Annotated in this window: 19 protein-coding genes; 9 read left to right on the top strand and 10 right to left on the bottom strand. The window is 70.7% G+C overall.

Annotated elements, in window-relative coordinates:
* Positions 1-21: 21 nt before the first annotated feature.
* Positions 22-453, top strand: a complete 432-nt coding sequence (locus AWC19_RS12020; protein WP_085078298.1) for a hypothetical protein — start codon at positions 22-24, stop codon at positions 451-453.
* Between the two features lie 16 nt (positions 454-469).
* Here AWC19_RS12020 and AWC19_RS12015 read toward each other — a convergent pair whose 3' ends face one another.
* A complete protein-coding gene (locus AWC19_RS12015) occupies positions 470-2116 on the bottom strand; it encodes an acetolactate synthase large subunit (RefSeq protein ID WP_085078297.1) in 1647 nt (548 codons plus the stop codon).
* 175 nt (positions 2117-2291) lie between these two features.
* Here AWC19_RS12015 and AWC19_RS12010 point away from each other — a divergent pair, with 175 nt between their 5' ends.
* Positions 2292-3710 carry an NADP-dependent succinic semialdehyde dehydrogenase gene (locus AWC19_RS12010; RefSeq protein ID WP_085078296.1) on the top strand — a complete coding sequence of 473 codons (1419 nt, stop codon included), beginning with the start codon at positions 2292-2294 and terminating at the stop codon, positions 3708-3710.
* Between the two features lie 12 nt (positions 3711-3722).
* Here the strand turns inward: AWC19_RS12010 and AWC19_RS12005 are convergent, their stop codons facing one another.
* From AWC19_RS12005 to AWC19_RS11995, 3 genes are all read right to left on the bottom strand, one after another.
* Positions 3723-4661 (bottom strand): R2-like ligand-binding oxidase, encoded by a 939-nt coding sequence (locus tag AWC19_RS12005; protein WP_085078295.1) that lies wholly within the window; start codon positions 4659-4661, stop codon positions 3723-3725.
* On the bottom strand, positions 4658-5344 hold the full coding sequence (locus tag AWC19_RS12000) for a TetR/AcrR family transcriptional regulator (RefSeq protein ID WP_085078294.1): 687 nt from the start codon (positions 5342-5344) through the stop codon (positions 4658-4660). Before AWC19_RS12000 ends, AWC19_RS12005 begins: the two co-directional genes overlap by 4 nt.
* Positions 5345-5443: 99 nt before the next feature.
* On the bottom strand, positions 5444-7153 hold the full coding sequence (locus AWC19_RS11995; RefSeq protein ID WP_085078293.1) for an acyl-CoA dehydrogenase family protein: 1710 nt from the start codon (positions 7151-7153) through the stop codon (positions 5444-5446).
* Positions 7154-7216: 63 nt separating this feature from the next.
* On the opposite strand from AWC19_RS11995, the gene AWC19_RS11990 reads away from it, so the two are divergent.
* Entirely contained in the window at positions 7217-8197 is a 981-nt protein-coding gene (locus AWC19_RS11990) for a phosphotriesterase family protein (RefSeq protein ID WP_085078292.1), read from the top strand.
* Entirely contained in the window at positions 8190-9695 is a 1506-nt protein-coding gene (locus AWC19_RS11985; RefSeq protein WP_085078291.1) for an AMP-binding protein, read from the top strand. The genes AWC19_RS11990 and AWC19_RS11985 overlap by 8 nt, the downstream gene beginning before the upstream one ends.
* Here AWC19_RS11985 and AWC19_RS11980 read toward each other — a convergent pair.
* Positions 9637-10983, bottom strand: coding sequence for a lipase family protein (locus AWC19_RS11980; RefSeq protein WP_085078290.1), 1347 nt, complete (start codon positions 10981-10983; stop codon positions 9637-9639). The two genes, AWC19_RS11985 and AWC19_RS11980, sit on opposite strands and share 59 nt — an antisense overlap.
* 121 nt (positions 10984-11104) lie before the next feature.
* Positions 11105-12232, bottom strand: a complete 1128-nt coding sequence (locus AWC19_RS11975) for an acyltransferase family protein (protein WP_372508615.1) — start codon at positions 12230-12232, stop codon at positions 11105-11107.
* Positions 12233-12542: 310 nt separating this feature from the next.
* Here AWC19_RS11975 and pgfA point away from each other — a divergent pair, with 310 nt between their 5' ends.
* Positions 12543-13847: a cell envelope lipid trafficking protein PgfA gene (gene pgfA, locus AWC19_RS11970; RefSeq protein WP_085078288.1), complete on the top strand. Its 1305-nt coding sequence runs from the start codon at positions 12543-12545 to the stop codon at positions 13845-13847.
* Positions 13848-13855: 8 nt separating this feature from the next.
* Positions 13856-15559, top strand: coding sequence for an MmpA family trehalose lipid delivery protein (locus AWC19_RS11965; protein ID WP_085078252.1), 1704 nt, complete (start codon positions 13856-13858; stop codon positions 15557-15559).
* Here the strand turns inward: AWC19_RS11965 and AWC19_RS11960 are convergent.
* Positions 15543-16697 carry a glycosyltransferase family 4 protein gene (locus AWC19_RS11960; RefSeq protein ID WP_085078253.1) on the bottom strand — a complete coding sequence of 385 codons (1155 nt, stop codon included), beginning with the start codon at positions 16695-16697 and terminating at the stop codon, positions 15543-15545. The two genes, AWC19_RS11965 and AWC19_RS11960, sit on opposite strands and share 17 nt — an antisense overlap.
* A gap of 742 nt (positions 16698-17439) precedes the next feature.
* On the opposite strand from AWC19_RS11960, the gene AWC19_RS11955 reads away from it, so the two are divergent.
* The 3 genes from AWC19_RS11955 to AWC19_RS11945 all read left to right on the top strand — a co-directional run bounded on the left by AWC19_RS11955 (position 17440) and on the right by AWC19_RS11945 (position 20859).
* Positions 17440-18216, top strand: a complete 777-nt coding sequence (locus AWC19_RS11955) for a class I SAM-dependent methyltransferase (protein ID WP_085078254.1) — start codon at positions 17440-17442, stop codon at positions 18214-18216.
* A 93-nt stretch (positions 18217-18309) separates the two neighbouring features.
* Positions 18310-19779 carry an aldehyde dehydrogenase gene (locus AWC19_RS11950; protein WP_085078255.1) on the top strand — a complete coding sequence of 490 codons (1470 nt, stop codon included), beginning with the start codon at positions 18310-18312 and terminating at the stop codon, positions 19777-19779.
* Between the two features lie 513 nt (positions 19780-20292).
* Positions 20293-20859 carry a TetR/AcrR family transcriptional regulator gene (locus tag AWC19_RS11945; RefSeq protein WP_085078256.1) on the top strand — a complete coding sequence of 189 codons (567 nt, stop codon included), beginning with the start codon at positions 20293-20295 and terminating at the stop codon, positions 20857-20859.
* Between the two features lie 22 nt (positions 20860-20881).
* Here AWC19_RS11945 and AWC19_RS11940 read toward each other — a convergent pair whose 3' ends face one another.
* From AWC19_RS11940 to AWC19_RS11930, 3 genes are all read right to left on the bottom strand, one after another.
* A complete protein-coding gene (locus AWC19_RS11940; protein ID WP_085078257.1) occupies positions 20882-21178 on the bottom strand; it encodes a hypothetical protein in 297 nt (98 codons plus the stop codon).
* A gap of 12 nt (positions 21179-21190) precedes the next feature.
* A complete protein-coding gene (locus AWC19_RS11935) occupies positions 21191-22678 on the bottom strand; it encodes a class I adenylate-forming enzyme family protein (protein WP_085078258.1) in 1488 nt (495 codons plus the stop codon).
* A 107-nt stretch (positions 22679-22785) separates the two neighbouring features.
* Positions 22786-24213 (bottom strand): PE family protein, encoded by a 1428-nt coding sequence (locus tag AWC19_RS11930; RefSeq protein WP_085078259.1) that lies wholly within the window; start codon positions 24211-24213, stop codon positions 22786-22788.
* Between the last annotated feature and the right edge of the window lie 80 nt (positions 24214-24293).

The raw sequence follows: 24293 nt of genomic DNA, 5'->3' as shown, positions 1-24293 counted from the left end.
CTCGTGGAAAGGAACGAGAGCATGGCCATCGCACGGGGCTTCGCCGCAACCGCCGTGGTCGCCGGCCTGGCCGTGGCCACTTCCGGCACGGCGCGTGCGGACGCTACGACGATGAACGGCAGTTACGTCGAGACCGCGACAACCCCCGCCGGCGCGACGTTCACCACCAACTGGACCGTCAGTCCCTGCGGTGATGGATGCATCTACATCAAAGCCGGCGCCGGGGGCGGCCAGGCGCGGCTGGTCGACGGCCAATGGGTGATGGACACGCTGAGCAACGTCAATTGCGCGGACGGCTCCTACATTCAATACGCCAGCAACACCCATCTGACGTGGGACCCGAATTCCCTTGCCGGCACGGCTCAACACACCTACATCATTCCGGCGTGCGGGCACCCGGCCGGATACGCCCAAACCGACCAGATACAGATCAAAGAGGCACCCTCGTCCTGACGGGCACGACCGCGACTTACAGCGTCTCGTCCAGTTCGCCGAGCCGGTCGGTCAACCGCAAATTCTCCGAGTAATCCACCGGGCAGCAGATCAGCGAGACGCCGTCGTCGTCGAGCGCGGCCCGCAGCGTCGGCAGCAGCTCGTCGGCGCTGTTGATGCGATATCCCTTGGCGCCGAAGCTTTGCGCGTAGCCGACGATGTCGGGGTTGGAAAACTTGACGTAGTGGTGCTCGCCGAGCTCGAGGTCCATCTTCCACTCGATCAGGCCGTAGCCGCCGTCCTCCCAGATCAGCACGACCAGCGGTATCCGTTCCCGCACGGCCGTCTCGATCTCCTGCGAGTTCATCATGAACGCGCCGTCGCCGACGACGGCCAGCACCTTGCGCTCCGGCAGCGCCAGCTTGACGCCGAGCGCGCCCGGCAGCGCAAAACCCATGGTGGACAAGCCGTTCGAGATCAGGCAGGTGTTGCGCTCGTAGGTGGGGTACAGCCGCGCCATCCACATCTTGGTGGCCCCGGTGTCGACCAGCACCACGTCGCTGCGGCCCAGCGCGGCTCGGGTGTCGGCCACCACCCGCGCGGGCGCCAATGGGTAGCGCGAATCCTGTTGTCCGCGTTCGAATTCCTCGGCGAGCAGGCCGAAGCCCGGGACGTCGGGGTCGGCCTCGTAGGAGTGGCCCTCCAGCGCGTCGGTGAGCGCGTCGAGCGAGTCGCTGATGTCACCGATGATGCCGACGTCGACCGGGTAATGCGCGTCGACCTCGGCCGGGAAGCGGTGGATGTGGATGATTTTCTTGTCGGCCTGCGGGTTGATCCGGACCGGGTCGAACTCCTGCAGCTCGTAGCCGATGGCGAGCACCACGTCGGCGTTGTCGAAGCCGAAGTTGACGTAGTCGTGCCGCATGAACCCCAGGGTGCCGATGCTGTTGGGGTGGTCGTCGGGCATGACGCCCTTGCCGTGGAAGGTGTTGGCCACCGGGATGCCGGTCTCCTCGGAGAAGCGGACCAGGGCCTTGGTCGCGTCCGCGCGGGCGGCGCCGTGCCCGGCGAGCGCGACCGGCCGCGTCGCCCGGCGCAGGATGTCGACGGCGCGTTCCACCTGGCGCGGCGCCGGCGCGTCGGGACGAACGACGTTGCGCGGCAACGGCTTCAGGTCGTAGTCGGCGTCGTCTGCATCGATGTGCTCGGGCACCGCGAGGTAGACGGCGGCCGGGCGCTCGGCCTCGGCGACCTTGAACGCCTTGCGGATCATCTCGGGGATGGCCTGCGCGGTGGGGATGCCGGCCGCCCACCGGGTGATCGGGGCGTACATCGACACCAGGTCGACGTACTGGTGCGACTCCTTGAACTGCCGGTTCTGCCCGACCTGCGCGGAGATGGCGACCATCGGGGTGCTGTTGGTGGTGGCGTCGGCGACGCCGAGCTGCATGTTGATCGCGCCGGGGCCCAGGGTGCTCGACACCACCGCCGCCCGGCCCGTGACCCGGCCGTACATCTCGGCCATGAACGCCGCGGCCTGCTCGTGGCGGGTCAGCACGTAGCGGATGTCCGAGGACGCCAGCGCCTGCACGAACCGGATGTTCTCCTCCCCCGGTAGCCCGAACACCACCGCGACGCCCTCGTTCTCCAGGCACTTGACCATCAGCTCGGCGGCTTTGCTCATCGGGCACCTCCCTGCGGGCCACGATAGTGGCGACCCCGCGGCCTCGGTGGCGGTGTGGCCCCGTCGGGAGCAGCGCGCCCGCCTTCGAACTCGTGCGGTGGGTGGGGACTGTTCACGTCGAAGTGGCAGGCTGGTAGCAGACGCCCCACCCACCCACCAGACGAAGGATGCCAGCGTGCCCATCGCCACGATCAACCCGGCCACGGGAGAAACAGTCCAGACCTTCACCCCGGCAACCGACGACGAAATCGAGGCGGCCATCGCCCGCGCCTACCAGCGCTTCGGCGACTACCGGCGCTCCACCACCTTCGCCCAGCGCGCGCAGTGGGCGAACGCCACCGCCGACCTGCTCGAGGCCGAGGCCGACGACACCGCCGCCATGATGACCCTGGAAATGGGCAAGACGCTGGCCTCCGCCAAGGCCGAGGTGATCAAGTGCGCCAAGGGTTTTCGCTACTACGCCGCGAACGCCGAGCAGCTGCTGGCCGACGAGCCGGCCGACGCCGGCAAGGTCGGCGCCAAACAGGCCTACACGCGCTACCAGCCGCTGGGCGTGGTGCTGGCCGTCATGCCGTGGAACTTCCCGCTGTGGCAGGCGGTCCGGTTCGCCGCGCCGGCGCTGATGGCCGGCAACGTCGGGATCCTCAAGCACGCGTCGAACGTGCCGCAGACCGCCCTGTATTTGGCCGACGTCATCGCGCGCGGCGGCTTCCCGGAGGGGTGCTTCCAGACGCTGCTGGTGCCCTCCAGCGCCGTGGAGAAGATCCTGCGCGACCCCCGGGTGGCGGCGGCCACCCTCACCGGCAGCGAGCCGGCCGGCCAGTCGGTCGGGGCGATCGCCGGCGAGGAGATCAAGCCCTCGGTGCTCGAGCTCGGCGGCAGCGACCCGTTCATCGTGATGCCCTCGGCCGACATCGACGAGGCGGTCAAGACCGCGGTCACCGCGCGGGTGCAGAACAACGGCCAGTCCTGCATCGCCGCCAAACGTTTCATCGCCCACGCCGACATCTACGACGAGTTCGTCGACAAGTTCGTCGAGCGGATGCAGGCGTTGCGGGTGGGCGACCCGACCGACCCTGAGACCGACGTCGGTCCGCTGGCCACCGAGTCGGGACGCGACGAGGTCGCCAAGCAGGTCGACGACGCGGCCGCGGCCGGCGCCACGATCCGCTGCGGCGGCAAGCCGCTGGACCGGCCGGGCTGGTTCTACCCGCCGACGGTGGTCACCGACATCACCAAGGACATGGCGCTCTACACCGAAGAGGTGTTCGGCCCGGTGGCCTCGGTGTACCGCGCGGCCGACATCGACGAGGCCATCGAGATCGCCAACGCCACCACCTTCGGCCTGGGCTCCAACGCGTGGACCCGCGACGAGGCCGAGCAGCGGCGCTTCATCGACGACATCGAGGCCGGCCAGGTCTTCATCAACGGGATGACCGTGTCCTACCCCGAGCTGCCGTTCGGCGGCATCAAGCGGTCCGGCTACGGGCGCGAGCTCGCGGGCCTGGGCATCCGCGAGTTCGTCAACGCCAAGACCGTCTGGGTGGGGTCGGCCGAGTCGGGCGCTTCCGGCGGCGGCAAGAAGGTCGAGTGACAGCCGGCGCCCTCAGTGGGCGCCGGCCAGCACCTTCTGATCCTCGTCGGCGAAGGTGTCCTCGAGCTGCAGCGGCGAGTAGTCGAGGTCGATCTCGCCGACCGGACGCCCGCGGGCGCTGGCGATGGTGCCGAAGCGCCGCATCCCCTTGTCGGTGGCGTACTGCATGAACTCGTCCTGCGACAGCCCGAACGGCATCGGATCGTAGAGCGCGAAGCCCTCCTCGATGAGGCGCAGCCCCAGCGGCATCAGCTCGTTCATGCGTGTCTCGAACACCGCCCAGTTGGCGTCGTCGGCGGCGACGTGGCGCCGGCAGGTGAAGGTGCCCCACGCCATGTGGCGCCGCTCGTCGTCGCCGATGCGCCGCACCAGCTCCTGCATGCCGGGCAGGATGTTGCGCTCCACGCAGATCTTGTGCCAGCCGAAATACCCGGTCAGCGCGAGCATGCCTTCGACCATGTGGTTGTAGGTCACCGACGCCCGGACCTGGGCGGCCGGGGACGGGTCGACCGACAGCGCGTTCAGGCAGTCGGGCAGCTCCTCGTAGAAGATGGTGCGGTAGGTGGGGATGTCGTCGAGGTAGGCGTGCAGGTCGTCGGTGACGCCGACGGCGTCGAGCCACATCCGGAACACCTGGACGTGCTTGGCTTCCTCGAACGCGAACTGCGTCAAATACATCTCGTCGCCCAGCCGGCCCTCGACCCGCATCGCCGACATGAACGGCTGGATGTCTTCGGTGACCGCCTCCTCGCCGGCGATGAACTCCGCGCACAGCCGGGTGGCGTAGCTGCGTTCGTCGTCGGTCAACGTTTCCCAGTCGGCGCGGTCACGGGAGAAGTCGATGTCGGCCGGATCCCAGAACTTGGCGTTCCCGCCGGCGAACAGCCGCAGCGGCAGGCTGTCCCAGTTGAGGCCGCCCGAGACCATCGAGCCCGAACGTGTGCGTGTCATGTGACCTCCTCGGATCTTTTGGGGGCTGAGTGCACCGCGGAGTCCGCCGAGAAGGCGGCGGCCAGGGCGGCGACGAGGCGGCGCACGGCCAGCGCCGGCTGCTCGGGGGAGGGCTCGTCGAGGCCGAGGACGGGGTCCAGGCCGCGCATGTAGGGGGCGAGCGCGAGGTGCGGGAAGATCAGCAGCAGCAGCGACAGCAGGACGTCGGTGTCGGCGTCGGGGCGCAGGTCGCCGCGGGCCTGGGCGGCGTGCACCAGCGGCCGCAGCACCTCCAGGTAGTGACGGTGGATGACGTTGCGCACGCTGACGCGGGCCTCGGTGTCGACCTCCAGCGTCGCCGCCGCGTGCAGCGCCCGCTCGTGGGGATGCTCGGCGTAGTAGGCGACCCAGCCGTCGAGCAGCTCGGTGAGGAATTCGAAGAAGGGCCGGCCCGGGTCGAGCCCGCGGATCAGGTCCTCCATGTAGGCGCGCACCCGCTGGCTGGCGATGTCGGCGATGAACGCGTAGAGGTCCCGCTTGTCGGCGAAGTACTGGAACAGGCTGCCCTTGGCGACCCCGGCCCGGCGGGCGATGACGTTCAGGCTGCCGCGGGAGAACCCGTGCGCGCCGAACTCGGCTTCGGCCGCCTCGATCACGGCCGCGCGGCGCGCCGGATCGACGCGCGCCCAAGTCACCGTCGGCATTGAGGCCTCCTAGTCGTCGATGACCACTGGTCATTCTACGGTGAGCTAGCTCACAGTCAAGGGCCGGTGTGCGCCCGGCCGCAAAAGTCGAACGCCCCGTCAGGGTCGCATCTGGTACGCGCCGTTGAGCGGCTGCAGGTGTTCCTTCCAGACCTGGTCGTAGCGCGCCGAGTCGTGCACCGGCCGGCGGATCATCCGCAGCGCGAATCGGGCCTGGGCGTCGGTCGTCGCGGGCTTGTCGGCGAGATCGACCGCGTAGGCGTTGAAGTCTTTGACGAGCACGGCGAAGATCTCGTCGAGCAGCGCGCCGTCCGCGGCCTGCTCCGGCGCGGACAGGCCGGCTTCCTCGAGGATCAGCTGCGCGTAGGGCACCGTCGCGAACAGCTGGCCGACGGCGAAGGCGAAGTCGAGGTCTTTCTGCTGCGCCGCGTCGGGGGCGGCGCTGGCGAGCATTTCGGCGAGCACCTCGATCTGCTGGCGCAGCAGGGCGACGTTGGGCAGGTGCGCGAAGGCCTCGAACGGCGCGCGCCAGTCGTGGAAGCGGACCTTGCCCAGGCCCCCCGTCGGCCCCTGGGCGAACAGGAAGGTGTCGTCGGCCGCGTCGTCGCGGCGGCCGATCGCCGGCAGCTCGCTGCTGGGGGCGAACAGGAAATTGGGCATGAACTTGGCGAGCAGCCCGACGTTGATGTGCACGGTGCCCTCCAAGCGCGGCAACAGCCCGATCTCGCGGGTCATCGCCTCGAAGATGGTGTCCTTCTCGACGCCCTTGGCGGCGATGACGTCCCACAGCGCGGTGATGACCCGCTCGCCCTCGCTGGTGATCTTCGCCTTGGTGAGCGGGCTGTAGAGCAGGTAGCGGCGGTCGGATTGCGAGGCGCTGCGCATGTAGTCGCAGGCGCGGGTGGCGACCAGCTTCATGGCGGCCAGGCGCACGTAGGCGTCGACGAGCAGCCGCCGCACGTGGGAAAAGTCGGTGACGACGGTCCCGTACAGAATGCGGTTGGAGGCGTGGGTGACCGCCTCGTACATGGCGTGGGTGCACATCCCGACGGCGCCCCAGCCCAGGTTGTACTTGCAGACGTTGACGGTGTTGAGCGCGGCGTGGAAGGCGTCCGGGCCCCGGTGCAACAGGTCGGCCTCGGTCACCGGGTAGTCGCGCAGCGCGTAGTTGGCCACGAAGTTCTGCGAGTTCACGACGTTCTTGATCAGCTCGTAGCGCCGGTGCCGGGAGTCGGCGGCGAAGAAGACATAATCGTCGGTTCCGGCGATCTTGCCGAACGTCGAGACCATCCGCGCGACGTTGGCGTTGCCGATGTAGTACTTCTCGCCGTTGGCGACCCAGCCCCCGTCGCAAGGCGTGAGGACCATGTCGGTCTGGTACACGTCGGCGCCGTGGGTCTGCTCGGACAGCCCGAAGGCGAACACCTCGCCGGCCTCGAGCTGGGCGGCGGCCTTGCGCTTGGCCTCGGTGTTGGCGCTCATCCAGATCGGGCCCAGGCCCAGGGCGGTGACCTGGAACGGGTACCAGTAGCTCAGCCCGTAGAAGCCCACGATCTCGGCGAACTCGCTGATCCGGTAGGTGTCCCAGCGGCAGTCGTCCGCACCGTACGCCGACGGCGTCAGCAGCGAGGCGAAGATGCGCTCGCGGCCGATGTGGTCCAAAAAGTCGGAGTACCAAACGCGGTCGTGGTCGTCGGCCTTCAGCCGCGCCTTGCCCCGCGACTCGAAGAAGTCGACCGTCGCGGCCATGATCTCCCCCGAGCGGCGGTCCGGGTAGCGGCGTTGCAAGTGGTTGGGGTTGAGCAGCATGGGGGCAACGTACTCCCGAACGGCCCTGTCGGTGAACCGCTCATCCGACCTAGAGTCAGTGCCGTGTCAGAACTCAATACCGCCCGCGGCCCCGTCGATACCGCCGACCTCGGCGTGACGCTCATGCACGAGCACGTGTTCATCATGACCACCGAGGTCGCCCTGAACTATCCGGAGGCCTGGGGCGACGAGGACCGGCGGGTGTCCGACGCCATCGACCGGCTCAACGAGCTGAAGGCCCGCGGGGTGGACACGATCGTCGACCTCACCGTGATCGGGCTGGGCCGCTACATCCCGCGGATCGCGCGCGTCGCGGCCGCGACGGAGCTGAATATCGTTGTGGCGACCGGGCTTTACACGTACAACGACGTCCCGTTCCGCTTCCACTACCTGGGCCCGGGAACCCCGATGGACGGCCCGGAGATCATGACCGACATGTTCGTCCGCGACATCGAGGAGGGCATTGCCGACACCGGCATCAAGGCCGGCATCCTCAAGTGCGCCACCGACGAGCCCGGTGTGACGCCGGGGGTGGAGCGGGTGCTGCGCGCCGTCGCCCAGGCGCACCGGCGCACCGGGGTGCCGATCTCCACCCACACCCACGCCGGGACGCGGCGCGGGCTCGAGCAGCAGCGCATCTTCGCCGAGGAGGGCGTCGACCTCAGCCGGGTGGTGATCGGCCACTCCGGCGACACCACCGATCTGGACTACCTCGAGGAGCTGATCGCCAACGGCTCCTACATCGGGATGGACCGCTTCGGCATCGACGTGTATCTGCCGTTCGAGGACCGGGTGAACACCGTGGCGCAGATGTGCGAGCGCGGCCACGCCGACAAGATGGTGCTCTCGCACGACGCCAACTGCTACTTCGACGCGCTGCCCGAGGACCTGCTCGCGGTGGCCGCACCCAACTGGCACTACCTGCACATCCACAACGACGTGATCCCCGCGCTCAAGGAGCGCGGCGTCACCGACGAGCAGCTGCGCACCATGCTGGTCGACAACCCGCGCCGCATCTTCGAGCGTCAGGGCGCCTATGAGTGAGCCGGTCCCGCCGATCGGTTCGCAGATTTCGGCGCTGGCCGCGCTCGCCCCCGACGAGCCCGCGGTCACCTGCGACGGGCGGACCATCACCCGCGCCGAACTCGACCGGTCGACCAACCGGCTGGCCCGCGCCTACGCCGAGCGGGGCGTCGGCGTCGGTGACTACGTGACCATCCTGCTGCCCAACTCCATCGGGTGGATCCAGGCGACGGTGGCGTGCTGGAAGCTGGGCGCGGTGCCCCAGCCGCTGTCGGCGCGGTTGCCGGACGCCGAGCTAGCCGGCCTGCTCGCGTTGCGTCCGCCCGCGTTGCTGGTCGGCCGCGACAGTTCCGAAATGCCAAGCGTGCCAGCGGGTTTCACGCCCGACCCCGCGCTGTCGGACGCCGCCTTGCCCGAGGCGGTGTCGCCGGTGTGGAAGGCGATGGGCTCGGGCGGCAGCACCGGCCGCCCCAAGCTGATCGAATCGGGCGGCGACAGCCGGATACCGGCGGCCATCGGCTATCCCCTCGGCGCGCAAGAAGGCGACACCACCCTGGTGCCGATCCCCCTGTCCCACAACACCGGGTTCACCACCGCCACGATCGCATTGGTGATGCGCCATCACCTGGTCCTGATGAGCCGGTTCGACCCGCACCGGTTCCTTTCGCTGATCGCCGAGCACCGCGTCACGTTCCTGACGACCGTCCCGACGATCATGCAGCGGGCGCTGCCGGTGTATTACGCGTCACCGGGGTCCTACGATCTGTCCTCGCTGCGGCGATTCTGGCACATGGGCGCGCCGTGCCCGCCGGCCGTCAAGGAGGCGTGGATCGAGCTTCTCGGTCCCGAAAAGGTGTGGGAGCTCTACGGCGGCACCGAATTACAGGCGCTGACCTTCATCTCCGGCGACCAGTGGCTGACCCACCCCGGCTCGGTCGGCGTCGTGGTCGCCGGGGAGATGAGGGTGCTCGACGACGACGGGAACCCCTGCCCGCCCGGGGTGGTCGGCGAGATCTACATGCGACCGAGCCCGGGCAGCGCGCCGACCTACCGCTACGTCGGGGTGGAGGCCAAGTCGCGCGACGGCTGGGACTCGCTGGGCGACCTCGGCTACTTCGACTCCGACGGGTTCTTGTACCTGTCGGACCGCCGCGTCGACATGTTCACCGTGGGCGGCCGCAACGTCTACCCCGCCGAGATCGAGAACGCGCTCTCGGCGCACCCGGACGTGTTGTCGTGCCTCGTGGTCGGCGTTCCGCACGCCGACCTGGGTCAGGTGCCCTACGCCCTGGTGCACACCGCCGACGGATCCGCGTTGGACGCCGACGGCGTGAAACACTTTCTGTCCGAACGGATCTCGTCGTACAAGGTGCCGCCCGGCGCGGACTTCATCGAGTTCGTCGACGCCCCGCTGCGGGACGACGCCGGAAAGGCGCGCCGGTCCGCGGTGCGCGACGAGGTCATCGCGCGTCGTCGGTTTTCGACAACGGGCGACGTCCGACCGGACGCCCCAAAATGACCTTTGCGGTGATGGCGCCCAGCCTCAGCATGCCCAGGTAGGTCGACGGGTTGAACAGCGTCGGCCAGACCGTGCGCGTCTTGTTTTTGTCGAGCGGGCGTCCGGTGAACCGGTCGTTCAGCCACCGCAGGGTCATCGGCGCCGACAGCGGGTGCAGCAGCAAATGACCGCAGAACCGGTCGCGGTGGTAGGTGACGGCTACCCCGTTGGCCGCGTAGGTCTCGACGAGCCGGTCGATGTCGGTGACGCCGATGATCCGGTCGTGCACGGCTTGCACCACCAGCACGGGCGGCTTGGGTGGGGTCTTGCCGAGCTTGGTCTCGGCGAAGATGTGGCGCACGTCGGGCAGTTCCCACAGCTCGTCGGTGGACACGTCGACGTACGAGCCGATGTCGGTATGACGCAGCCGCCACACCGCCCGCGCCGTCGTCATCGTGCGCAGTTCGTCCAGCAGCGCCGCGCCCTCCTCGGTGGCGTGCTCGTCGACCACCCGTCGCGCCTCGGGGAACACGTCGTTGAGCGCCGAGATCATCAGCGCGGCCAGCCCGGAGAAGAACGAGCGGTTGAGGCGGCGGGCGACGCTCCCGGGGTCGCCGACGGGCGAGCCCAGCACCGCGCCGGCGATGTCGAGCTCGGGCGCGTACTCCGAGCAGAGCTCGGCCGCCCAGGCGGAAGCCAAACCGCCGCCCGAATAACCCCACAAACCCATCGGGGCCGACGGCGACAACCCCAGCCGGGTGCAATTCACGGCGGCGCGCAGCCCGTCGAGGATGCGGTAGCCCGGCTCGCGCGGGGCCCCCCACATGCCGTGGCAGCCCTCGTGGTCGGGCACCGAGACCGCCCACCCTTCGGCCAGCGCCGCCGCCACCAGGAGGAACTCCGCCTGCGTGAACGCGCCGACGACTCCGGCCCCCCGCCGCATCGCGTAGGAGGGGAAGCACCGGGAGGCCACCGCGTCGATGGCGCACTGATACGACAGCACCGGGCATCGGGCCTGCGCGGCAGGCCGCTCGGGCACCAGCACGGTCGTCACCGCCACCTCGGCGTCGCCGTGCAGGTTCGTGCTGCGGTACAGCAGCTGCGTGGCCGTGAAGCTTTGCGGCAGGACCCCGAGGAACCCCAGCTCCACGTTGCGCGAGCGCAGGACGGTGCCGGGCGTGGACTCTTCGTAGCCCGGCGGCGGCTCGTAGAACGGGTCGTCGCCGGGGACACGCGGGCGCTCCCCCCGGCGCAGCTCCTGGTGCGGCGCATCCGAGAGCGACTGCGCAGCGGTGATGTGGTCGGTCATTGGAAGGCCTCCCTGGCTCGATCACACGGGGAATTACCCGGAATCGGCGTTTTGATACCTGCGGTACCGCCTAAACGCCACGGGCGAGGCCGGCGGCACGGATGGCGCCCCGCGCGCGACGTCAGGGGGCGATCGCGTCCGCCTCGGCGTCCACGGGTTGGGTGGCTGGGGCGGCCTCGCGGGCCTTGGCGCGGTTCTCCCAACGGCGCAGCGCCTCCCGGCACGGCGACTCCACCAGGCCGTAGCTGACCGCCGCGATCGCCCAGCCGAAGACCAGCGTCAACGCCAGCACCGCCGGCATCCGCCCGGTGAACGGGAACGTCCCCAGCACCGGAAACACCATCGCCAGCGCGGCCAGATGCCAGATGAACAGGCCGTAGGACCAGCGCCCCAAAGTCACCATGGCGGTGCTGCCCAGCAGCCGGTGTGGCGTGTCGGGCCGGTCCAGCACCAGCGGCGCCACCAGCGCGAACGCCACCACGGCGCCCGCCGCCGTCTTGACCGCGAACTGGGCGGCCGTCCCGGGAACCAGGCCCTCCGGACCGGCCAGCGGCGACGCCGCAACCAGGTACGCCAGCACCGCGACGGCGGCCATCGGCACCCGGCGGCGCGCCAACCGGTGCGCCAACCCGATCGGGCGGTAGGCCCACTCCGCCAGCAGCATCCCGGCGGCAAACCAGGAGAAAAACGCCGGCGGCCAGTTCAGTGGGTTGACGCCGGGGCCGAAATGCCCCAACAAAAGAGGCGCCCAGCCCCAGCTCCAGCTGAGCGCGGCGAGCGCGGCGATCGCCGGCACCCGCGCCGCGACCGGCAGCCGGCGCGCCAGCAATGCCAGGACCGGCAGCGCCAGATAGAAGCTGACCTCGACCGACAGGCTCCACATCTGGGTCAGGCCGCCGGTCAGGGTGAGCGGGACATAGATCTGGGTGAGGGTCAGGTTGGCAAGCCACACCGTCGGGCTGGCGTGGTCGGCGTCCGGCAGCAGGGTCAGGATCACGACGACCGCAACCAAATAGGCCGGCATGATGCGGACCGCCCGGGACCGCAAATAGTGACCAGTGCGGGGCCGCGGGGTCAGCTCGCGCGCCGCCGCGGCGTGCCCCCGCCACAACAGGAACCCCGACAACGCGAAGAACACCGCGACGGCCAGATCGAAGCGGCCGAACAACCGGCCGGTGGTGCCGCTGGAGTGCCCGGTCTGGAAGGCGACGTGCGTGACGACCACGCCCATGGCGGCGCAGGCGCGCATGCCCTCCACGGCGGGCAGGAAGCTGCGCGTTCCCCCCACCCGCTGGCCCTCGGTCACGCCCAACAGTGTGCCCTCGCCGGTGCGCGCCGCGCTTCGGGTTGCGCGGGCTGCTAAGCCGGGGCCTTAAATTCTGCTGTTAGGGTCGAACGGGTTTGCCTCGCCGCTTGGTCAAATCGGAGGGGGTCGCGCCCGACGCGGGCGGCGCTCATGAACCGCGCCGGCGATGCAAAGCGAAGCGATGAGGAGGAGCGGCGCAAATGAACCGCGCCGGCGACGATGCAAAGCGAAGCGATGAGGAGGAGCGGCGCAAATGAACCGAGCGGTCATGTTGCGTTTCGCCGCGTGCGCAGTGATTGGGCTCGGAGCCGCCCTGCTGATCGCCGCGCTGTTGCTGTCGACGTACACCAGCAGCCGGATCACCAAAATTCCGCTGAACCTCGACGCCACGCTGGTCAGCGAGGGGTCCGGGACCGCCCTGGATGCCGCGTCGCTGTCGACCGACCACCTGGTCGTCAACCAGAACGTGCCGCTGGTGTCGCAGCAGCAGGTCAGCGTCGAATCGCCCGCCAACGCCGACGTCGTCACGCTGCAGGTCGGCACCTCGGTGCGGCGCACCGACAAGCAGAAGGACAGCGGGCTGCTTTTGGCGATCGTCGACACCGTCACCCTGAACCGCAAGACGGCGATGTCGGTCTCCGACGACACCCACACCGGCGGGTCGGTGCAGAAGCCGCGCGCGTTCAACGACGAGAACCCGCCCACCGCGATCCCGCTGCGCCACGAGGGGCTGGCCTACCGGTTCCCGTTCCACACCGAGAAGAAGACGTACCCCTACTTCGACCCGGTCGCGCAGAAGCCTTTTGACGTCAACTACGACACCCAAGAGGACGTCAACGGCTTGACCACCTATCGCTTCACCCAGAACGTCGGCTACAACGCCGACGGCAGGCTGGTGGCCCCGGTCGTGTACCCGTCGCTGCTGGCCGGCCAGGAGGACGCCAAACAGACCACGTCCGCGGCGATGTGGGGCGTGCAGGGCGGCGATCCGAACGAGCAGATCACCATGACCCGCTACTACGCGGCGCAGCGGACCTTCTGGGTGGACCCGGTGTCGGGAACCATCGTCAAGCAGACCGAGCACGCCAACCACTACTTTGCCCGCGACCCGCTCAAGCCCGAGATGACGCTGGCCGACTACAAGGTCACCTCCACCGAGGACACCGTCGAATCCCAGGTCAACGCCGCCCGCGATGAGCGCGACCGGCTGGCGCTGTGGTCGCGCGTGCTGCCCATCACCTTCACCGCCGTCGGCCTGATCGCGCTGATCGGCGGCGGCGTCCTGGCCTCCTTCAGCCTGCGGACGGAGAGCGCGCTGACCGACCCCGGCCTGGACCGCAGCGACCAGGAGTTCTTCGGCCGCAGCGGGCTGGAGGAACCGGTGCCCGGCGCCGAGGCCGAAACCGAGAAGCTTCCGACGCAGCGCCCGGTGCTGGGCGAGGACCCGCCGGGCCCGGAGCCGCCCACCGCCGCCCCGGAGGAACCGACCAAGCCCGCCCCCGAGGCCGGGCCGCCGGAACCCCCGGGAGCTCCCCCGGGCCCACCCGAACGGGCCTAGCTCCCCGAGTGCGCTGGACCCGGCCGGCGTACGCGCTGTTGCTGGCGCTGCTGGTGGCGGGGCCGCTGCCGGCCCCCGGCTACCTGTTGTTGCGCGACGCGGTGTCGACGCCGCGGTCGTACCTTTCCGACGCCGCGCTGGGGCTGACGTCGGCGCCGCGGGCGACACCGCAGGATTTCGCCGTGGCGCTGGCGTCGCACCTGGTCGACGGCGGCGTCGCGGTCAAGGCGCTGCTGGTGGCCGGGTTGTGGCTCGCGGGCTGGGGCGCGGCCCGGCTGGTCCGCACGGCGCTGCCGGGGGTAGGTGCCGGGGGCGAGTTCGTCGCCGTCACCCTGGCGGTCTGGAATCCCTATGTGGCCGAACGCCTCCTGCAGGGGCATTGGAGCCTGCTGGTCGGCTACGGAAGCCTGCCCTGGGTGGCCGCGGCGATGCTGTCGCTGCGGGCGGGGGGCGGAACCGGGTGGTTCCCGGTGGCGTTCTGGGTGGCGCTGGCCGGGCTGACCCCGACCGGCCTGTTGCTGGCCGCGACGGTGGCACTGGTCGGCGCGGCCACCCCCATCGAGGACCCCGCGGGGGGCCGGCCGCGGTGGGTGTGCGCCGCCGCCGCGTTGGGTGTGTCGCTGGTCGCGGCGCTGCCGTGGCTGGTCGCATCGGTGCTGGGCTCGTCGCTGCGGGCGCACGCGGCGGGGATCGCGCTGGGGGTGACCGCGTTCGCGCCGCGCGCCGAACCCGGCCTCGGCACGCTGGGCAGCCTGGCAAGCCTCGGCGGCATCTGGAACGGGGAGGCCGTACCCTCTTCGCGGACAACGCTTTTCGCGGTGTCGTCGGCGGTTGTGCTGCTGGGGGTGGTGGCGGCCGGGTTGCCGGCGGTGCTGCGGCGCAGGCCGGCGGTGCCGCTGCTGGTGCTGGCGGCGGTCGCGGTGCTGGGGCCGGCCGCGCTGGCGACCGGCCCGGGTTTGCACGCGCTGCGCGCGTTGGTGCAGGCCGCGCCCGCCTTCGGGGTGCTGCGCGACGGGCAGAAGTGGGTCGCGCTGGCGCTGCCGGGTTACGCGCTCGCGGGGGCGGGCGCGGTGGTGACGCTGCGACGCTGGTTTCGGCCCGCGATCGCGGCCGGGGTGTGCTGCCTCGCGCTGATCCTGGCGCTGCCCGACCTGGCGTGGGGCGTGTGGGGCAGGGTCGCGCCGGTGCGCTACCCGCCCGGCTGGGCCGCGGTCGCGGCGGCGATCAACGCGGATCCGCGGACGGTGGCGGTGGTGCCCGCCGGCACGATGCGGCGGTTCTTCTGGTCGGGGCCCGCGCCGGTGCTCGACCCGCTGCCGCGCTGGCTGCGCGCCGACGTGCTGACCACCGGCGACCTGGCCATCTCGGGGGTCGTGATCCCCGGGGAGGGCGACCGCGCGCGGGCGGTGCAGGACCTGCTGCTGGCCGGGCCGGATCCCGCCGCGCTGGGAGCGGCCAGCGTGGGGTGGGTGGTGGTCGAGTCGGACACCGCCGGTGACATGGGGGCGTCCGCGCGCACCCTGGGCGCGCTGCGGCCGGTGTACCACGACCGGGAGCTAGCGCTGTTTCGGATCGGCGGCGACAGCCCCGGGGTGTCATCGGGCCGCCGCGCCGCCGCGGTGGTCGCGCACCTGGCGTGGCTGGCGCTGCTGCTGGTGGGCGCGGCGGGGCTGGCGGCGGGCCGGGCGCGCCGGCCTAGACGACCCCGCTGACGTACTCGCCGGCCCGCACCGCCTCCAGCACACCGCGCATCGCCTCGGCGCTTTGCGCCCAGGAAAATTCGCCGCTGCGCGTCTGCGCCTTGGCGCCGAGCTGGTCGCGCAGCACCGGATCGCGGAGCAGCCGTTCCAGGCTGTCGACAAGCTCGGCGCGGCCGTCCACCAGGATCCCGGTCACCCCGTCGACGATCGAGTCGCACAGCCCGCCCGACGAGCGGTAGCCGATGGTGGGCACCTTGTGCTGCGCGGCCTCGACGACGGCGAGGCCCCAGCCCTCCTTGCGGGAGGGCAGCACGTGCACCCAGGCGCTTTGCAGCACATGGTGTTTGGTGACGTCGTCGACATGGCCGTGGAACGTGACCGCGTCGGCGATGCCCAGCCGGCGCGCGTGGTCGACGAGCCGCTGGCGCCACCAGCCGCCGCCGACGATGTCGAGGTGCACACCCGGCATGTGCGGGCGCAGCGCGGCGACCGCTTCCAGCGCGTCTTCGATCTGCTTGTGCGGCACCAGCCGGGACAGCACGACGACCCGCGGTGCGGCCGAACGCGGGCCGGTCAACGATTGGGCCGGCGCCTCGTCGAGGCCGTTGCGCACGACCGCGATCTGCCCGTTTGCGACGCCCAGCCCGACCAGGTCGCGGGCCGACGGGATCGACACCGTCACGTACTGGCTGCGCCGGTTCACCCGCGGCGACACCGTCGACTCCACGAACCAGCCGATCCGCCCCAGCACCGGCCCGGCCACCGGCCACTGCTCGCGGTGGCAGTGGTGCACCAACACCACGACGCGCCGCCCGTACACCAGGCGCGCCAGAAACGGCAGGCCGTTCTGGGTATCGACGACCACGTCGGGCCGCACCCGCCGCAGCGGGCCCAGCCCAAGCCGGGCGAGCGCCATGGCCAGCAGCGCCCAGACGTACACCGTGTACCGGCCGCCGGCGCGGTTGACGTCGACACCGTCGATCACCTCGCGCCGCGGCGCGCCCGGGTAGCGGGCGGTGCGCAGCGTGACGGCAACCCCGGACGCGGCGAGCTGCGCGCCGACGCGCTGCAGGTAGGCTTCGCTGCCGCCGCCCTGTGGGTGGCCGGTGTCGCGCCAGCACAGCAGCAGGACGGAACGGACGGTAGGCATCGGTCGCCAGCCTAATGGCACGGCCCACACGTACCCCGCACCGGCGTTCCAGCAAAACCGAAAAGCCCGGTGCGGCCTGCCCGGCAGCGCGATCGTTTCTCCATGAACCCAAATGAGTCGGCCGCCTCGCGCCGGTTTGTGGCGGATCCCCCGTTCTGGGGCTCGAAACGGGCCGCCGTGACGGGACCCGCGTGGCAACGAAACGCCGCGAGGACTTCCCTGTTCCTGGTCGTCGGGATCTTCGCTTTTTGCGCCGTCCTCGGCGGGCTGTACCTGGCCGCGCAGGCCCATGCCGCGCGCGCGTCTGGGCGGCTCGCAAGCGGTCGCCGAGATGGGACACGACTGGAAGCGCCCGACGCCCGACACGGCCTGCCGATCGACGTGGATGCCTGGGTGGGGGCCGAAGGCTTCGGCCGAATTCCCACCCTCGCCGGTCACCGAAGTGACCAGCTCGGGCCGGACTCGCCCGCGCCGCCGCCGGGACCGACCCGCTGTTTCCCAGCCCCCCGGTGCTGGGCGTAGGCATTCCTGGGATGCAGCCGCTGAGCATCGGGTGTCGCGACACGGTAGGGGGCTTCGACCGCCGGTTCTTTTGGCCCGACGACGTGCGCCAGCGGGTCAACGAACCGCGGACTTCGCGGTATCGGGGGCGGATTGGCTGGCGCTCGTCGAGAAGCTGGGCGTGGCGCCCTACCTGATGCGGCACGACCGGTAGGTGCGGCCGCCGCCGTAGGGTTGCCCGGTGGCCGTCACTGACGTTTTCGCGCGGCGGGCGACGCTATCCCGGTCGCTGCGGCTGCTGTCGGAGTTTCGCCACGAGCGGTCCGACCCGGGCCGCTTCTACGGCGCCCTGGCCGCCGACACGGCGGCGATGATCGGTGACCTGTGGCTGGGCATCCACGGCGAGCCCCCGACCCGTCGCACGCTGCTCGACATCGGCGGCGGGCCGGGATATTTCGCGGCGGCGTTCGCCGGCGCCGGCGTGCGCTACATCGGTGTCGAACCGGACCCGGCCGAGATGCACGCGGCCGGTCCGGCCGTGGCGGGCGCCGGAAAAGCGGGCGCGGCGTTCGTCCGGGCCTCGGGCATGGCGCTGCCGTTCGCCGACGACAGCGTGGACATCTCCCTGTCCTCCAACGTCGCCGAGCACGTGCCGGCGCCCTGGCGGCTCGGCGCGGAGATGTTGCGGGTGACCAAGCCGGGCGGGCTGGTCGTGCTGTCCTACACCGTGTGGCTGGGCCCGTTCGGGGGTCACGAAATGGGCCTGACGCATTACCTGGGCGGCGCCCGCGCCGCCGCCCGCTATGCCCGCAAACACGGCCATCCGGCCAAAAACAACTACGGGTCGTCGTTATTCGCCGTGTCGGCCGCCGACGGCCTGGACTGGGCGGCCGGCACGGGGGCGCTCGTCGCCGCATTTCCCCGCTACCACCCGCGATGGGCCTGGCGGCTGACCTCGGTGCCGGTGCTGCGCGAGTTCCTGGTCAGCAATCTGGTGCTGGTGCTCGCACCCCGATAATGAACGTGTTCTCGTTTTGCTTTCGCTTGGGTAGGGTGGCGCCATGCGCGCCGGCGACGATGCAGCGCGGAGCAATGAGGAGGAGCGGCGCAGATGACCGACGTGAAGACCGAATACGACCAGCTTTTCATCGGCGGCAGGTGGACGGAGCCGTCGACCACGGACGTGATCGAGGTGCGCTGTCCGGCCACCGGCGAGTACGTGGGTAAGGCCCCGCTGGCGGCGGCGGCCGACGTGGACGCCGCGGTGGCCGCGGCCCGGGCGGCGTTCGACAACGGCCCCTGGCCCACGACGCCGCCGAAGGAGCGCGCCGCGGTCATCGCCAACGCGCTCAAGCTGATGGAGGAGCGCAAGGACCACTTCACCGCGATCCTCGCGGGCGAGACCGGCCAGCCGCCGACCGGCATCGAAACGATGCACTGGATGAGCACGCTCGGCGCGTTGAACTTCTTCGCCGGCCCCGCGGTCGACCAGGTCAAGTGGCGGGAGATCCGCAACGGCGGTTACGGGCAGAGCATCGTCTACCGCGAGCCGATCGGCGTGGTGGGCGCGATCGTGGCCTGGAACGTGCCGCTGTTCTTGGCCGTCAACAAGCTGGGCCCCGCGCTGCTGGCCGGGTGCACGGTGGTGCTCAAGCCGGCCGCCGAAACACCCTTGAGCGCGAACGCTTTGGCCGAGGTGTTCGCCCAGGCCGGCCTGCCCGAGGGCGTGCTGTCGGTGGTGCCCGGCGGGGCCGAGACCGGGCAGGCGCTGACCTCCAATCCCGGGGTCGACCTGTTCTCCTTCACCGGCAGCTCCGCCGTCGGCAAGGAAATCGGCCGGCGCGCCGCCGAGATGCTCAAGCCCTGCACGCTAGAGCTCGGCGGCAAGTCGGCGGCCATCGTCCTCGACGACGTGGACCTGGCCAGCGCCATTCCGATGCTGGTGTTCTCCGGGATCATGAACACCGGGCAGGCCTGCGTGGCGCAGACCCGCATCCTGGCACCGCGGTCGCGTTACGACGAAATCGTCGACGCCGTCGCCGGTTTCGTGCAGGCGCTGCCGGTGGGGACGCCATCGGACGCCGCCGCCCAGATCGGGTCGCTGATCTCGGAGAAGCAGCGCGCCCGCGTCGAGGGCTACATCGCCAAGGGCATCGAGGAAGGCGCGCGGCTGGTCTGCGGCGGCGGGCGTCCCGAGGGCCTGGACGGCGGGTTCTTCGTGCAGCCCACCGTGTTCGCCGACGTCGACAACAAGATGACGATCGCCCAGGAGGAGATTTTCGGCCCGGTGCTCAGCATCATCCCCTACGACAGCGAGGAGGACGCGATCAAGATCGCCAACGACTCGGCGTACGGGCTGGCCGGCAGCGTGTGGACCGCCGACGTGCCGCACGGCATCGAGATCGCGGAGAAGATCCGCACCGGGACGTACGCGATCAACTGGTACGCCTTCGACCCGTGCTGCCCGTTCGGCGGCTACAAGAACTCCGGCATCGGCCGCGAGAACGGGCCCGAAGGCGTCGAGCACTTCACGCAGCAAAAGAGCGTGCTGATGCCGATGGGTTACACCGTCGACGCCTAGCGGCCCAACAAGCGGGCCTCGCGGCGCCAGCGGTCCCGGCCGTCGTCGGGTACCACCGACTCCCCCGCGTGGGCGAACAGCATTCCCAGCGATTATGCAATAGGGCATATATGAAGCGAACTCTGTCGACCTAAACGTCCCGGTCAATGACCTGCGTCACACCGTCTGACGAGTTCATAGCGTTGCATAGGGAATAGAAGTTGCTTACTTGACCGATGTCGTATATGGTACGCAACATAATCATGGGCCGCCGGCCCCGGCGCATGAGGCAGCGATTGGTCGGGAGAAAGTCATGTGGATCATCGAGCTCAACGTCGCCGGCTATCAGTTCACCCGCGAGATGCCCGACTCCAGGCGCCGGCGCTTCCGCTTGACCCCACGTAATAGGCACTGGCCGGCACCACGGCATTCGCACGCCGCATAACGCTCGCCACGGGAGGTACGACAGTGCCTACGACCACCACAGCCAGGGCGGACGCCGCTCCGACCAAGCGCTGCGATACGCGCAAGAAGATGCTGATGGCCGCCGCGCAGGTGATGCGCGAGCGCGGGGCGGCCGGCGTCACCATCGACGAGGTGCTGGCCCGCAGCGGCGCCCCCCGCGGCTCCGTCTACTACCACTTCCCCGACGGGCGCAATCAGATCCTGACCGAGGCGCTGCGGTACTCCGGCGAATCCATCACCGCGATGATCGACGACGCGGCCGGCTGGGGGGCGCGCGCCCTGCTGCGCGAATTCGTCGAGTTCTGGGAGCGGGTGCTGACCGAGGGCGACTTCGCCGGCGGTTGCCCCGTGGTGGCGGCGGCCATCGGCTCGGACTGCGGCGACCCCAACCTGTCCGGGGAGGCCGGCGCCATCCTGGGCCGCTGGTGCTCCGCGCTCACCCGGGCGTTCGGCAACGACGGCTTCGGCGACGACGATGCCGCCGCGCTTGCGGTGACGTCGATCGCCGCCCTGGAAGGCGCCGTCGTGCTGGCCCGCTCGACCCACAGCGTCGACCCGCTCCGCAAGGTGGGCGAGCAGCTCGAGTTCCTGATCAAGGCCAGGGAATTCGTCATTCGCAACAAGATCGGCCAGTAGTGCCCGCGATACCGGCGACGCGCTAGTCGCTGGCGGGCAGCGGCTTGACCTCTTTGAGGTGCAGCGGGGTCTGGCCCACGCTCAGGCTCCCGGCGCCGGGCTTGGTCACCAGCACCTCGGCGCCCGTCTCGTCGACATAGCGCTTCCCCATCACCGTGCCCTCGGCGAACGCCGGGTCGAGCTCGCCGGACCGCTCGGCGCCGATCGGCACCATCGGCGCGCCGCCGCAGCGCAGGTCGTCGAGGCTGTCGGCGCTGCGGACCACGATGACCTGGGTGTCACACACCTGGCTTTCGAGGCGGGTTCCGTTTTTGATCATGCACCTAATCCTTCAGCGTCCTTGTAGCTGTTCGACTAGCTCGCGGCGAAGTACCTTGCCCGTGGGTGTGGCCGGCAGCTCGTCGCGAAACACTACTCGGTCGGGCGTCCGTGACCCCCGCAAACTCTTGCGGACATGCTCGCGCAGTTCCTCCGGGTCGGGATCGGTGCCCGCGGCGGGCACCACCACCGCGACGATCGCCTGGCCCCACTGTGGATCCTCGACGCCGACCACGGCCACGTCGCGCACGTGGGAGTGCTCGATGAGCACCTCTTCCAGCTCGGCGGGCGCGATGTTCTCCCCGCCGCGGATGATGGTGTCGTCGCTGCGCCCGCCGATGAACAGGTAGCCGTCCTCGTCGAGCAGGGCGATGTCGCGGGTGGGGAACCAGCCGTCCTCGTCCAGCACCGAGCCGATCCCGGTGTAGCGACCCGACACCTGCTCCCCGCGCACGAACAGCTCGCCCGTTTCGCCGGGCCCGAGCACCCTGCCGCGCTCGTCGCGGATCTGCAGCTCGATGCCGGGCACCGGCCGCCCCACGGAGGCCAACCGCTTGGCGACCCGGGGCTCTGATGCCGACTGCGCCGCGCGGTGGTCGTCGGGGGTGAGCACCGCGATGGTCGAGCTGGTCTCGGTGAGCCCGTAGGCGTTGACGAAACCGACGTGCGGCAACAGTTCCAGGGCCCGGCGGACCAGCGGCAACCCCACCTTGGAACCGCCGTAGGCCAGGTTGCGCAGCGACGGCAGCGTGTGGCCGCCCGTCTCCAGCACGCTGACGATGCGGTCCAGCATGGTGGGCACCACCGTCGCGGTGGTCACCTGCTCGGCGTTGATCAGCCGCACCCATTCCTCGGCGTCGAAGTTGGGCAGATACACCATCTTTCGGCCGGCGTAGAGGTTCGACAGCGCGGCGCCGACCCCGGCGATGTGATAGGGCGGCACACAGATCAGCGCGGCGTCGCTGGGGGCGGCCGACTCGAACTCGACGGTCCCGGTCACATAACTGGTCAGGTTGTTGTGCGTCAGCTCGACGGCCTTGGGTTGCGACGTGGTGCCCGACGTGAACAACACGATCGCGACGGATTCGGGATCGGGAAACTCGGCGGCCGGCTCGCCGTCGCGCGCGGCCGCAAGGAAATCGTCGGACAGCATCACCCGGTCGGCGCGCGCACCGACCACGTCCCGGTACCGGGCGTCGACGACGACCAGCGGGTCGGGCAGCCGCCCGATCAGCGCCTGGATGCCCTCGGCGGACAGCCGGTAGTTGAGCGGGGTGAAGGCGAGCCCGGCGCGGGCGGCCGCAAAGATCAGCACCGGCAGCATCGCGCCGCCGGTGCCGACGTAGGCCACGTGCCGGGCCCGCGACGCCGCGACCACCCCCGCGCCGCCGTCGGCCAGATCGCTGAGCTGCTGCGTCGTCAGCCGGACGTCGCCGGAGATCACGGCCGTCCGATCGGGGTTGCTGGACGCGGCCATCTCCAGCAGCAACGAAATGCTCATCCGATCCTTCGGGGTGCCAGACGCTTTACAAATCTAGGCGACAGTGTAAGTCATCTAGGCATCGCCGCGGGCGGCCGGGGTTGGGTCCAGGGCAGTGATCGGCCCGGCTACGGCCCGGCGTGCCCGTTGGGTCCCGGCAGCCCGAGCAGCAGCCCGCCGTCGCCGCCCAGCCCGATGGTGGCGCCGACGCCGACGCTGCCGCCGCCCGCCCCGCCGTTGCCGACCAGTTGGGCGTTTCCGCCGTCGCCGCCGTTGCCCTTGTTCAAGCTCGCCCCGCCGTTGCCGCCGTTGCCGCCGCTGCCGACCACGGCGGCGTTGCCACCGTGACCGCCCTGACCACCGTTGCCGGCGGCGCCGGCGCTCCCGCCGCCATTGCCGCCGTCCCCACCGTTGCCGAACAACCCGATGGCGTTGCCGCCTGCCCCGCCGGCCCCGCCGGTTCCGTTCGTGGATTGCCCGCCGTCGCCGCCGTGGCCGCCGTTACCCCACAGCGCGCCGCCGAGGCCGCCGGCGCCGCCGGGACCACCGTTGAGCCCGCCGGTTCCACCGGCGCCGCCGTCGCCGATGAGGCCGGCGTTTCCGCCGCGGCCGGCGGCGATTTGGCCGTAGCTGTTGCCGCCGTTGCCGCCGTTGCCGCTGAGCATGCCGCCGGCGCCGCCGTCACCGCCCACGGCGGGGAAGGCGCCCTGGGTGCCGGCGTTGCCGCCGGCACCGCCGTTGCCGTTCAGCAGGCCGCCGTGACCGCCGTGGCCCCCAGCACCGGCGCCGGTCGTCAAGACCCCGGGAGCGCCGAGACCGCCCGCGCCGCCGGCGCCGCCGTTGCCGAACAACCCGATCGCGTCGCCGCCGGCGCCCCCGGCGCCGGCAGAGCCGACCAGGACGGTGTTGCCATAGCCACCGCCGGTGCCGCCGGGACCGCCGTTGCCCCACAGCAGCCCGCCGGCGCCGCCGGCGCCGCCCTTGCCGCCGTTGACGGCGCCCGTAATGCTCGGGCCGCCGGCCCCGCCGGCGCCGCCGTTGCCCAACAGCCCGGCCGCGCCGCCATTGCCGCCGTTCTGGCCCGCCGCGCCGGATCCGCCGTTGCCGCCGTTGCCCCACAGGATTCCGCCGGCGCCGCCGTCCTGGCCGGTGCCCGGAATCCCGTTGGCGCCGTTGCCGATCAGCGGGCGGCCCAGCAGCAGCTCGGTGGGTGTGTTGATCGCGTTGAGGGCGTCTTGCTGCACAACCTGCCACGGGTTGGCGGTGGCTGCGGCGTTGGCCGCCTCGGCGCCGGCGTAGGCGCCCGCGCCCGCGTTGAGGGCCTCGACGAACCGTTGCTGAAACGCGGCCGCTTGGGCGATCGCGGCCTGATAGTCCACGGCGTGAGCCCCGAAGAACGAGGCCACCGCCGCCGAAACCTCGTCGGCGCCCGCGGCCAGCAATGCCGTGGTCCGGGACGCCGCCGCGGAGTTGGCCTGGCTCAGCGCCGAACCGAGAGCTGCCAAATCCGTGGCGGCCGTTGAAACCACGTCCGGCATGGCGATCAAAAACGACATTGCGCACCTTCCACTTCGAGCTAGCTCTCGACAGTGTGGAAGGTCGGCGGCGGCCGACACATCGGGAATCTTCCCTATTT

This window comes from Mycobacterium palustre, assembly GCF_002101785.1.
GTDB classification, from domain to species: domain Bacteria; phylum Actinomycetota; class Actinomycetes; order Mycobacteriales; family Mycobacteriaceae; genus Mycobacterium; species Mycobacterium palustre.
This window is presented reverse-complemented; position numbering and strand designations above follow the sequence as displayed.

Excerpts from the sequence above, each read along its gene's own strand:
- AWC19_RS12020 (WP_085078298.1), top strand. The coding sequence starts at position 22 with ATGGCCATCGCACGGGGCTTCGCCGCAACCGCCGTGGTCGCCGGCCTG.
- AWC19_RS12015 (WP_085078297.1), bottom strand. The coding sequence starts at position 2,116 with ATGAGCAAAGCCGCCGAGCTGATGGTCAAGTGCCTGGAGAACGAGGGC.
- AWC19_RS12005 (WP_085078295.1), bottom strand. The coding sequence starts at position 4,661 with ATGACACGCACACGTTCGGGCTCGATGGTCTCGGGCGGCCTCAACTGG.
- AWC19_RS12000 (WP_085078294.1), bottom strand. The coding sequence starts at position 5,344 with ATGCCGACGGTGACTTGGGCGCGCGTCGATCCGGCGCGCCGCGCGGCC.
- AWC19_RS11995 (WP_085078293.1), bottom strand. The coding sequence starts at position 7,153 with ATGCTGCTCAACCCCAACCACTTGCAACGCCGCTACCCGGACCGCCGC.
- AWC19_RS11985 (WP_085078291.1), top strand. The coding sequence starts at position 8,190 with ATGAGTGAGCCGGTCCCGCCGATCGGTTCGCAGATTTCGGCGCTGGCC.
- AWC19_RS11980 (WP_085078290.1), bottom strand. The coding sequence starts at position 10,983 with ATGACCGACCACATCACCGCTGCGCAGTCGCTCTCGGATGCGCCGCAC.
- AWC19_RS11975 (WP_372508615.1), bottom strand. The coding sequence starts at position 12,232 with ATGCGCGCCTGCGCCGCCATGGGCGTGGTCGTCACGCACGTCGCCTTC.
- pgfA (WP_085078288.1), top strand. The coding sequence starts at position 12,543 with ATGAACCGAGCGGTCATGTTGCGTTTCGCCGCGTGCGCAGTGATTGGG.
- AWC19_RS11960 (WP_085078253.1), bottom strand. The coding sequence starts at position 16,697 with ATGCCTACCGTCCGTTCCGTCCTGCTGCTGTGCTGGCGCGACACCGGC.
- AWC19_RS11950 (WP_085078255.1), top strand. The coding sequence starts at position 18,310 with ATGACCGACGTGAAGACCGAATACGACCAGCTTTTCATCGGCGGCAGG.
- AWC19_RS11945 (WP_085078256.1), top strand. The coding sequence starts at position 20,293 with ATGCTGATGGCCGCCGCGCAGGTGATGCGCGAGCGCGGGGCGGCCGGC.
- AWC19_RS11940 (WP_085078257.1), bottom strand. The coding sequence starts at position 21,178 with ATGATCAAAAACGGAACCCGCCTCGAAAGCCAGGTGTGTGACACCCAG.
- AWC19_RS11935 (WP_085078258.1), bottom strand. The coding sequence starts at position 22,678 with ATGAGCATTTCGTTGCTGCTGGAGATGGCCGCGTCCAGCAACCCCGAT.
- AWC19_RS11930 (WP_085078259.1), bottom strand. The coding sequence starts at position 24,213 with ATGTCGTTTTTGATCGCCATGCCGGACGTGGTTTCAACGGCCGCCACG.